A 10,712-nucleotide genomic window follows, 5' to 3' on the forward strand; every position below is an offset into this window, starting at 1 on the left:
CATATACAGTAGGGTCGCGACTTACATATTCGTTTGCCTCTTTCATGCTTCTTACCAATGGTAAGAAGCATTTTTTATGTATAGCAAAAAAGTGTCAAGAAATTGTTTTAATATATTCTAATTTTTATATGAGATTTTTGTATAATAGCAAATGAAAAAGGTTTTCAAAGAGGAGATGTAATATTCATGAGGCTAGTTGTTCCAAAGCAGCACGGTGCATGGGGGATGCTGCTGATTCCATTTTTACTCAGTGCATTACTAGGTAAACCTACTTTGTATCATATCCCACTCTTTCTTGCTTGGTTGTTTATCTACTTAGCAACGTATCCATTTCTAATGTATATAAAGCAGCTGCGAAAAAAAGAGTTTCTACATTCAGCAATCATTTATTTTCTTATTGCATGTGTTTTTGGAATCGTATCTTTACTATATGAATGGAAAATTCTTTTATTTGTAGGTATGATGATCCCTCTCTTTATCGTAAATATGTATTTCGCCCGTCAAAAAAAGGAACGAGCGTTAGTCAATGATATTTGTGCAATACTTGTTTTCTGCATTGGCGGTTTAGTCAGTTATTATTTTTCGATGAAGACAATTGATGGAACAGCATTGTGGATTGCAGTCGTTTCTTTTCTTTATTTCTTAGGAAGTACATTCTACGTGAAGACGATGATACGAGAAAAGAATAATCCTATTTATCGCTTTGTATCATGGGGATATCACATTGTATTGACCATTGTGTTGTTTGTAGTAAATCCATGGCTTTCCCTTGTTTTTATTCCAAGCTTAGCTCGCGCCATTATATTATATGGTAAAAAAATATCTATTTTAAAAGTAGGGATTTTAGAAATCGTTAATTCAGTATATTTCTTAATTGTGACGGCAATACTATTACAGTATGCCATTTGAGGTACTGCCCATCTAGTAAAGAGATGGGCAGTGTTTATTTTTGTTCTAAAATATGAACAGTATGATCACATTCTTGTAATGCTTGTTCCACTGCTTGAAGAGATTGTTCGATTTGCTTCCGATTATTACTTTTTTCAACTGTTTGTAAGGCATTTTCTAAACAATGTTTCGCTTCTTGTAGTGAATGGAACGAATCTTGAACATATCCACGGGCATTTTTCTCCATCATCATTTCCTCCTTTTGTACATACAATTTTAGTATGAGCATTAGAGGAGAAAATATAACTCCATTGTCGTTAATTTGTATGATTTGACAATGACAACAGAAGTAGCTATAGTAAGATATAAAGTGAATATTTTCTTATCCAGAGAGGTGGAGGGACTGGCCCGATGAAACCCAGCAACCGCGATGCAGGTGCTAATTCCAGCAGAACATATTTGTTCTGGGAGATAAGACGAAGATATCGTACATAACTTCTTCTTATCGAAGAGGTTTTTTTATTGTAAAAAAACCAATTCCGAAAACAACAGAATAAGAAGAAAGGGGTTGCAATTGTACTGTGACACTTGAAAAATACGTAAAGCTGCGTAATGCAGTGTATGAATATATGATAGAACAAGATAAACCCATATCACTATTAGATATTCAAGAGCATATCGTTTCGCATCATGAAGGAAAATTCACGAAAAAAATGTTACACCAATTTTATTTATCAAGGCTATTAGACGAACTGAAACTGGATGGGAAAATTACTTTAGCTGATGATGAATACTCTTATGCTGAAAAAGGGGTATATTATAAGGCGAGAAGAGGGAGCTAGTCTCTCTTTTTTATGTTATCATTTATTTGAAAATTTAAAATATATGTAGAGTAAAAGACTGCCAAAGCAGCCTGATACAAGGGAATGGTGTTGAGTGTGTAGTGTCAAAAGTTGAATATGCCCTGAAAGAGGCATTTCATTCGGCTAGAAACGAAAAGAGACACCTTCGCCGAGTAGGTGTCAGTTGTTTTGTCAAATAGGCTTGCCACTTGACATGTAATAGAATACCATGTGATGTGAAAGAAAGTCAAAAGGAAATTTAAGGAAGTGAATTGTTATGTACGCTTTTTTATTAACTGAACTGAAAAAATGGATTCCTAAGCACATTATAGATAGGGGATGCGAATATTATGAAGAGGGACATGTAGAGGATGTAGAAATACATGATGGTAAAGTATTTGCGTTTGTAACAGGGAATTACGGAAACTACGAAGTAATCGTTGATCTTGTAGATTTTATGAAAAGTACTTGTGAATGTCCTTATGAGAATTATTGCAAGCATATGGCAGCGGTTGTATACGAAATACAAGGTGCTGGGGAAAGTATGGTTAGAGAGAAGTTGAAAACGTTAGAAAAAGAAGAATTGTTAATAATCATGCAGAGGTTATTAAGGAGTTCTAAAAATGTACAGGTTGTAGAGAAGATGTTGCGAAAAGGTTGAAAAAATATGAATGAAGTAGAAAGGATAATGAGATGTTGTAATCGAGAGGATGAATTGTTTCGTACATATATGGTTTGTTTACTTCAGTTGAAACATTATAGCAAGGTTTTTCAAAAAGTGTATCAAGAACTAAGAGATGATTACTTAGTGAGAGGAATTTGCGAACGGGAAGTTGATGGAATAATTAAGGAAAGTAAAAAGTACAAAATGTATGACTTGCCGAAATTATTAAGATGGGATTTTTTACGAGACAACCCTCCAGTGATTGAAAGTGTTTGTATGACGTTATTTGCATATAGAAGATTAAATCTTTCATGTGAAGAATGGTCTAATGTAATAAGATGTATAGAAAACAACTGATTGTATTAAGGTTATTATGTGAAAAAAGCTAGTATAAAACTAGCTTTTTGTGTGTGTTGGAATTTAGATAAAAAGGAAACATAAACCGATAACTGCACCGGCATAAAGCAAGTTAATCACACAGAACCCCATAATATCGCGTGCACCTAAACCTGCAATCGCTAATGCTGGTAATGCCCAAAATGGTTGGATTAGGTTCGTCCAAGCATCACCCCATGCAATAGCCATCGCTGTTTTAGCAGCAGGTACACCAAGTTCTGCTCCAGCTGGAATCATAATAGGAGCTTGTACAGCCCATTGTCCGCCTCCAGATGGAACAAAAATGTTTACAATTCCGGCACTTAAAAATGTGAATAAGGGAAAAGTAGCTTCATTTGAAATATGAATAAAGAAGTTCGAAATAGCTCCTCCAAGTGAAAGTCCATCGCTATTTGTGCCAATCATCATTCCCATAATTCCAGCGTAAAATGGAAATTGCAATAAAATCCCGGAAGCACTTTTCGTTGAGTCTGAAAAGGCACGAATGTATTGGATAGGGGTACGGTGAAAAATAAGACCAGCGATTAACAACATGAAAATAACGATATCGAGTGTAAGATTAAAGCCTTTCGTACTAAAGTAATGAATAATATAGATAATTCCTAGGAGCCCAATGCAAACAGTCATCCAAATACTATTTTCCATTTTCTCAGCAAATGTACGGGCTTCTACTTCTTGAGCAGCCGCTTCTTCATGAAATACACTTGGGTCAACTGTAATTGTATGATCTGCATCAGGATGCATTGCTCTATTAATAAGTGGCATGGTAACTAAGAAGACGATAACAGGGACAATAGCATATGGTGAAAATAATGTTTCTGTGATGGGGATTGCTTCCTTTATACTACCAGCTGTTGTTTTGATTAATGTTTCTCCTCCAGATGCTAAAGTAAGTGGAATGGAGGCAGAAAATCCTGCGTGCCATATGAGAAATCCAGAATAGGAAGAAGCGATTGCAAGACGATAGTCTAATCCTTTTATGTGCCTGGCAACTTCTTTAGCGTATAAAACAGAAACAACAATGCCGAATCCCCAATTTATGTAGGCACCTAATAAACTAACAATGGAGATCGCAATAATACCTTGTCCGCTTGTTTTCGGTAATTGAGCAGCTTTTGCTAAGCCTTTACGAATAAGCGGAGCATTGGCTAAGGCGGAACCTGTAACAAGTACAAGCGCCATTTGCATTGCGAAGGCTAAGAGACCCCAAATACCATTACCCCAATGAGCAATCATTTCTACTAGTGATTGGTGCGTTGCAAACATTCCAAAGAAGATAACGAAAATGGTTAACAAGCAGGATAAAATAAAGGGATCTGGTAAAAATCGTTGTACAAGTGTAACACAACCATTTGTAAAAGAGCGAAACAAATACATCAACCTCCTTGACTATATTTCTTTACAATATTCGTTATCGTGTAAGTAATAACCTTTATAAAACGGAAAATTCAGATAATTAAAAGAGGAAAAATCTTTCACTCGTGTGAAAGATTTTCTAAGTATTTTGCTATATCTACATACATATTTGAATAAGTAGAATGTATATCACTGCTCGGCTGGGCATTTGATGAAAAATGTACAATTACCATATTTGCTTTTGGATCTATATAGAGACATTGCCCATAACTCCCTAGCACTTCAAAGGCACCTTGCTCATTATGAGGAATCCACCATTGATTATGATAAGAAGTGGAGGCTCCATGCCCGATGGCTAGCTCACCTTCTTGTATGCTTTTTATATCTTCTGAAATAGAAGAAGGTAGAATTTGCTTTCCGTTGTATTGACCATTATTTAAAAGCAATTGACCAAACTTAGCCATATCTCTTGCAGTGGCATTTAAGCCAGCGCTTGCTTGTTCGACTTTCGTATCATCAGTCACATAATACGCACTTTCTTCCATGCCGATTTTGGACCAAATTCGTTCACTTACATTTTCAGCTAATGATTTACCAGTTATTTTCTGTATGATCCAGCCAAGTGTTTCGGCAGAACCATTATTATAGGAAAACTCTGCTCCAGGTGGTGCAGTTTCTTTTGCTTCTTGTAACATATCATAAATGTTCATTGGGCCATCATAGTTTTTAGAACGAGGAAGAATGTTACTAGCTAAATATAGCTGTGCATCTTGATTTTCTAATCCCCGTTGTATATATCCATGTGTAGGGTATTCCGCGGAAACTTGCATGTCCATTAACTGTTGAATCGTCGCTTTCCCAAATGGAGTGTTCCGTAATTCTGTGACATACGTTTCAGCAAGTTCATTTACATCAATTTGCTTTTCTTCGACTAAAGATTGCACAAGTGCACCGGTAAAGACTTTAGCTAAAGAAGCCATCCCATGCGGCGTATTTTGTTTATAACCATTGAAGTAATGTTCGTAAACAAGTTTTCCGTTATGTATAACAACAAATGCATCGGTTTTATTCTCATCTAATAGTTTCTTTAAAGGAACATCCCGTCCATTTCCTTGTTTAACAGAGAAATCATCTAAATTTTGTAATGCAGTAGGGAATGTTGATACTTGCTCAGGGTTATTTTTTACTTCACTTGTTAATGCCAGTTCGTTCATATGTGTATATGCCCAACGTAAGTAAGGATCTTGCAGCCAATTTTCCTTTGTCACGTTTTCTTTTGACGGAGTTACTTTATTATGTTTAAAAACCGTAAAGCCAAGCCCTGTTACTACAAATAATAGTGTGAGTATGAGCAATAGAAGGGGAGATTTTTTAAAATTCATATAATACCTCCTTGATATTTCTACAGTAAGTATACGCTCGTTTTCTTAGAAATACAAAATAAGGGAAGTAAACAGAGGAGTTTACTTCCCTTATTAACATTAAGCTGATAATTTTCCATCCGTATCTTGCTTTTTGAATTTTTGCTTTCTACCATGTAAGCCATAATAAATAAGTAATGTAAATGCAACGATAATGGCAGAAATGAAATACATATTATGATAACTTGATTTTGCAGCTACTATACCTAAAATGAAAGAGCCAAAACCAATACCGCTATCAAAGAATGAAAAATAAGTAGCTGTTGCTGAACCACGTCGGTGATTTGGCGCGGAGGAAACAGCAATTGTTTGGAAACTTGGAATGAGTGTTCCGTAGCCTAAGCCGATTAACATGCCTGCACCGAGGAACCAAAATGATGTTTGTGCTTGGCTTAAGACGAACATCCCTACTGTAAAAATAATAATAGAAGGATAAATCAGTACATTTTCACCAAAACGGTCAAATAACTTTCCTGTAAATGGACGAGAAAGAACAACAACGAGTGCATATAAAATAAAGAAGTAACTCGCAGCTTCTCCTAAACCAAGCTCTTTCGCATAAATAGGAATAAAGGATAAAATACCACTATAAGAAAATGCTAAAACAAAGCCTGTAAGAGCGATTGGAATGGAAGAAGGTTCAATTAAATCTTTCCATTTCATCGGTTCACGTTTTTGTTTATTCATTGGTTTTTCATGTGGAATATTTACGAGTAAGCCTAATAAAAATGCTAATAATGAAAATACAGAACAAACCATAAATAAAGCAGTAAATGAAAAATGTGAAATAATCGTCAAACCTAAAAAAGGACCGATTACCATCGGAAGACTCATAAACACACCATAATAGGCAAGTGCTTCACCACGTCGATGCGGTGGTGCGACATCTGTTACAATCGTACCTGTTGCTGTAGTTGCCATTCCAAATCCAATCCCATGAAGGAAGCGAAGAGCAAGTAATAAAAATAAACTCTGTGTACCGAAATACATGATGGTAGCGGCTAAAAATAGCGAAAGAGAAATAAATAATATTTTCTTTCTTCCTAAATCATCAAGCCATTTCCCTGTAAACGGTCGGCATAGAACAGAAGAAATAAGGAAAACTGTTGCAACTAAACCGATTTCTTCAGGTTTTCCTTTCAGACCATCTATTACATAGACGGGTAAAGTGGTCATAAGCATGTAAAATGTTAAAAATAGAAACAGACTACTAAAACAAGTTCCAAGGAAGTCCTTCGTCCAAAGTTTCTCACTTTGCATCGTCATCCCTCCAATTAATCATCTAGATTTTTAATAATAGTTTGTAAAACTTGAAATGCTAGTTGCAAGTCTTCTTCATTAATATTATGCAACGTTTTTTCTTCGAAAGTGTCAACTTCTTCTTGCCATACTGGAATCATTTCCAGTGCTGTTTCTGATAATGAAATTAGCTTTTCGCGGCGGTCTTTTCCTTCAGTTCGAATAATCCAGCCCACTGTTTCCATACGTGTTAATGTTCGAGTCATTGTTGGTGATTCAACGTTTAGATATTGACATAACTCAGTTTGTGTACAAGGTCCAGTTTGATTGATTCGGAAAATAACAGCCCATTGTGCACTAAATAAACCTGTTGGTGATACACGTTCATTAAATTTTTTCGTAAACTTCCGAGAAGTTTGACTGACAATGTGAAAAAAATGCTGTTTTTCGTCCATTTGTTTAATCCTTTCAAATTAGTTACCTAGCTAACTATATACTTTTTTACTAACATTGTCTAGTAATAGACGTGTTGTTTTATGTAAAAATTTTGTATAGATTTCATGTTGAGAACGTATATTCTACATGGTATCCTGAATATAGGTTCAGAATTTTCTTTTTATATAAAGCGGATGGAGGGGACGTGTGATGATTCAGCCTGCAACAATGGAATTTGTTTCGTTGTCAAATGGAGAAACGATTGCATACCAAGAAGTTGGAAGGCAAAATAAAGAAATACTTGTGCTCATTCACGGAAATATGACATCTTCACAGCACTGGGATTTAGTTATTGAGAAATTACAAGGCGAATATCATATTTATGCCATTGATTTAAGGGGATTCGGGAAATCGACATACCATAAGCCAATAGATTCATTACAAGATTTTGCTGATGATGTAAAGCTATTTATAGATGAACTACAATTGAAGAAATTTTCATTGATGGGCTGGTCAATGGGTGGTGGCGTTGCGATGGAATTTACAGCTTGTCATACGGAGTTTGTAGAGAAACTCATTTTGGTAGAATCAGTTGGAATGAAAGGCTATCCAATCTTTAAAAAAGATATGAATGGTCAGCCTATCGTGTCCACTTTATTAAAAACAAAAGAAGAAATTGCACAAGACCCCGTTCAAATCGCTCCTGTTTTAGATGCAATCAAAAATATGAACAAGTTATATTATCAAACGGTTTGGAACCTATTGATTTATACACATCATAAACCAGATCCAGAGCGCTATGAAAAATATTTAGATGATATGTTAACGCAGCGTAATTTTGTCGACGTAAACTACGCTTTAACTACATTTAATATTTCAGATGAACATAATGGGGTTGTACTAGGAAACGGACATATTCATCGTCTCCAAGTACCAACACTCGTTGTACAAGGAGATCGTGATTATGTTGTCCCGCAGGTAGTAGGGGAAGAATTAGCAAACCATCTCCCGAACGCTAAGTTAGCCATATTGGAGGATTGCGGGCATTCACCATTTATTGATTGCTTAGATGAATTTACGCAGCATGTAACAAATTGGCTGGAAAATAAATAGAGTTTTCTTAATGGGATAAATGTCACATGATAGTATGTATACAATTTTTCTGTACGCAATGTTTGTAAGTACATGATGTAGAAAATCTTATCCAAAAGTATCATATAATGACTTAAAATCGTGATAGAAAAGGAGTTAGAAAGGTGACTTTCTAACTCCTTTTTATAATGGTATTCACACACTCATCCTTAAAAACAGTTTATAATGAAAATTGGCGAGTTTGAAAAGGGAGAGGGAAGAGGATGTCAACACGATTTACATTTTGGATTATGGTTGGAATTGTTGCGATTTCTGGATTGTCACAAGGAATGCTTCTACCTGCTATCGCAATGATTTTTGAGCAAGAAGGGATTCGATCTAGTTTTAACGGTATTCATGCAACGGCGTTATATATTGGGATTTTATTTATTTCGCCATGGCTTGAAAAACCGATGCAACGCTTTGGAATGAAACCGATTATCGTAATCGGTGGCTTTCTCGTTATTATTTCATTATTCTTTTTTACACAAACATTTTCATTTTGGACATGGTTTATCCTCCGCTTTTTAGTTGGCGTAGGGGACCATATGTTACATGTCGGAACACAAACGTGGATTACAACGACAGCTGACCCTAGTAAAATAGGCAGACAAATATCTATATATGGAGTCTTTTTTGGTATTGGTTTTGCAGTAGGCCCATACTTAGCTAGCACTGTCCAATATGGACTTGCAACACCATTTATTGTATCTACGATTCTTTGCTTAATTGGATGGTTACTATTACTTCCAACTAAAAATGCTTTTCCAGAGCAAGATGAAACAGGGAAAGAAAGTGAATCATCGTTTTCACGTTATAAACAAGTAGTTGTTCTTGCATGGATTGCACTTATTGGACCTTTAGCATACGGTGTGCTAGAAGCAATGCTAAATAGTAACTTACCGGTATATGCACTTCGTAAAGGATGGGCTGTCTCTGATGTATCCTTCTTATTACCTGCATTTGCAATCGGGGGAATTATCACGCAAATTCCGCTTGGTATATTAAGTGATAAATATGGAAGAGACCGTATTTTAATGTGGACATTCAGTATCAGTACAGTTATCTTCTTACTTGCTGCAATGTTTGATCAATATTATTGGATTGTATTTGGGTGTATGCTTCTAGCTGGGATGGTAATCGGTTCATGTTTCTCATTAGGGCTTGGATTTATGACGGATTTATTGCCAAGACACTTACTGCCAGCTGGGAATATATTGTCTGGAATTGCCTTTAGTATAGGAAGTATTATGGGACCTGTATTAGGAGGTATATTTATAGAGAAAATACAGTATACAAGCTTTTTTATAGCGGTTATGATTATAATGGCAATTATTGCACTTTTATACATTACCTATATGAAAAGCCAATTCGCATCAAGAAAAATAGAAAGTAGGTTAGGGCATGACAAAACAACCTAATAAGAAAAAATTTGAAGTACAAGAGAACGAAACCATTACAGATTGTTTAGCACGTATGGAAAAAGAGGGGTATGTACCTTCACGCCGTATGGAAGAACCAATCTTTCATGAAGTGAAAAAGGATGGGAAAACAGTAGTAGAGCCGTGCGGAAGAAAAATTATTTTTGAAGGAAAATTGAAATGAGAAGAGAGGTCTTATATGAACTGTATCCTATGAAATGGACAGTTTAATAAAAAGACCATTACGAATTAAGTACTTAAAAGATGGATTCGGTTTGACCGGTGCCATCTTTTTTAGTATCCAATGTAATAGGACCATTTCGCTTAATAGTTCTCTCTGTAAACATTTCCACAATTTTCTATGTTAAAATCAAGGTTGGAGGTGTTTCATATGGAAGAATTGCAAGGGGTTTTGGAGAAAAGTAAATATACATATGAAATAATTCAACACGAAAAACCAATACTTTCAAGACAAGATGGCTCGGAATATTTTGGGATTGAAGTTGGACAAACAGCTCCGACGATGATATTAAAAAGTGATAAAGGTTTTTTGGTTTTAATTGCATCTGGAAGTCGTAACAAAGTTAGTTTTGAGAAAATAGCTGATATTTTAGGCTGTAGTAAAGTGAAATTAGCATCTCCAGAGGAAGTTCAGAAAGTTACAGGATTTCAGGTAGGAAGTGTACGTATGGTAGGTCTTGATTTACCTTGTGTGATAGATAACCGACTTTTCCATTATGATTATATTTATGGAGGGACTGGTCAATCAACATTTACTTTAAAAATTGAACCACAAGCCTTAAATGAATTAAATCCTGTGATTGCAACCTTCGATTAACAGGAAATAATACTTTTTTTCTTCAACAAGCAGGCGCGATTGTGGAGTAACACAGGTAGAGAATGATCAAACTCCCTCATT

The 10,712-nt window shown here is 35.5% G+C and carries 13 protein-coding genes and 1 riboswitch; of the genes, 8 read left to right on the plus strand and 5 right to left on the minus strand.

Going from position 1 to position 10,712, the window contains the following annotated elements; all coding sequences use genetic code 11:
* Window positions 1-186 precede the first annotated feature (186 nt).
* Complete coding sequence (locus COO03_RS10225) at window positions 187-909, plus strand: YwiC-like family protein (RefSeq protein ID WP_097897078.1); 723 nt, start codon at window positions 187-189, stop codon at window positions 907-909.
* Between the two features lie 34 nt (window positions 910-943).
* Here the strand turns inward: COO03_RS10225 and COO03_RS10230 are convergent, their stop codons facing one another.
* On the minus strand, window positions 944-1,135 hold the full coding sequence (locus tag COO03_RS10230) for a hypothetical protein (RefSeq protein ID WP_097897079.1): 192 nt from the start codon (window positions 1,133-1,135) through the stop codon (window positions 944-946).
* A 132-nt stretch (window positions 1,136-1,267) separates the two neighbouring features.
* Window positions 1,268-1,366, plus strand: a riboswitch (SAM riboswitch).
* Between the two features lie 103 nt (window positions 1,367-1,469).
* Between COO03_RS10230 and COO03_RS10235 the strand changes: the two genes are divergently transcribed.
* From COO03_RS10235 to COO03_RS10245, 3 genes are all read left to right on the plus strand, one after another.
* On the plus strand, window positions 1,470-1,730 hold the full coding sequence (locus COO03_RS10235; protein WP_141523109.1) for a hypothetical protein: 261 nt from the start codon (window positions 1,470-1,472) through the stop codon (window positions 1,728-1,730).
* Window positions 1,731-2,007: 277 nt separating this feature from the next.
* Complete coding sequence (locus tag COO03_RS10240; protein ID WP_097897080.1) at window positions 2,008-2,391, plus strand: SWIM zinc finger family protein; 384 nt, start codon at window positions 2,008-2,010, stop codon at window positions 2,389-2,391.
* Window positions 2,392-2,397: 6 nt separating this feature from the next.
* A complete protein-coding gene (locus COO03_RS10245) occupies window positions 2,398-2,751 on the plus strand; it encodes a group-specific protein (protein ID WP_097897081.1) in 354 nt (117 codons plus the stop codon).
* 63 nt (window positions 2,752-2,814) lie between these two features.
* Here COO03_RS10245 and COO03_RS10250 read toward each other — a convergent pair whose 3' ends face one another.
* The 4 genes from COO03_RS10250 to COO03_RS10265 form a co-directional block, all read right to left on the minus strand.
* Complete coding sequence (locus COO03_RS10250; RefSeq protein ID WP_097897082.1) at window positions 2,815-4,161, minus strand: short-chain fatty acid transporter; 1,347 nt, start codon at window positions 4,159-4,161, stop codon at window positions 2,815-2,817.
* Window positions 4,162-4,265: 104 nt separating this feature from the next.
* Complete coding sequence (locus tag COO03_RS10255) at window positions 4,266-5,528, minus strand: serine hydrolase domain-containing protein (RefSeq protein WP_097897083.1); 1,263 nt, start codon at window positions 5,526-5,528, stop codon at window positions 4,266-4,268.
* Between the two features lie 99 nt (window positions 5,529-5,627).
* Window positions 5,628-6,827: an MFS transporter gene (locus COO03_RS10260; RefSeq protein WP_097897084.1), complete on the minus strand. Its 1,200-nt coding sequence runs from the start codon at window positions 6,825-6,827 to the stop codon at window positions 5,628-5,630.
* A gap of 14 nt (window positions 6,828-6,841) precedes the next feature.
* Window positions 6,842-7,261, minus strand: a complete 420-nt coding sequence (locus COO03_RS10265; protein WP_097897085.1) for a MarR family winged helix-turn-helix transcriptional regulator — start codon at window positions 7,259-7,261, stop codon at window positions 6,842-6,844.
* A 190-nt stretch (window positions 7,262-7,451) separates the two neighbouring features.
* On the opposite strand from COO03_RS10265, the gene phaZ reads away from it, so the two are divergent.
* From phaZ to COO03_RS10285, 4 genes are all read left to right on the plus strand, one after another.
* Entirely contained in the window at window positions 7,452-8,354 is a 903-nt protein-coding gene (gene phaZ / locus COO03_RS10270) for an intracellular short-chain-length polyhydroxyalkanoate depolymerase (RefSeq protein WP_097897086.1), read from the plus strand.
* A gap of 242 nt (window positions 8,355-8,596) precedes the next feature.
* Window positions 8,597-9,793, plus strand: coding sequence for an MFS transporter (locus COO03_RS10275; protein WP_097897087.1), 1,197 nt, complete (start codon window positions 8,597-8,599; stop codon window positions 9,791-9,793).
* Window positions 9,777-9,977 carry an NETI motif-containing protein gene (locus COO03_RS10280; protein WP_097897088.1) on the plus strand — a complete coding sequence of 67 codons (201 nt, stop codon included), beginning with the start codon at window positions 9,777-9,779 and terminating at the stop codon, window positions 9,975-9,977. The genes COO03_RS10275 and COO03_RS10280 overlap by 17 nt, the downstream gene beginning before the upstream one ends.
* A gap of 207 nt (window positions 9,978-10,184) precedes the next feature.
* Window positions 10,185-10,631 carry an aminoacyl-tRNA deacylase gene (locus COO03_RS10285; RefSeq protein WP_097897089.1) on the plus strand — a complete coding sequence of 149 codons (447 nt, stop codon included), beginning with the start codon at window positions 10,185-10,187 and terminating at the stop codon, window positions 10,629-10,631.
* Window positions 10,632-10,712 lie beyond the last annotated feature (81 nt).

The organism is Bacillus sp. AFS098217, assembly GCF_002551815.1.
Lineage (GTDB): Bacteria > Bacillota > Bacilli > Bacillales > Bacillaceae_G > Bacillus_A.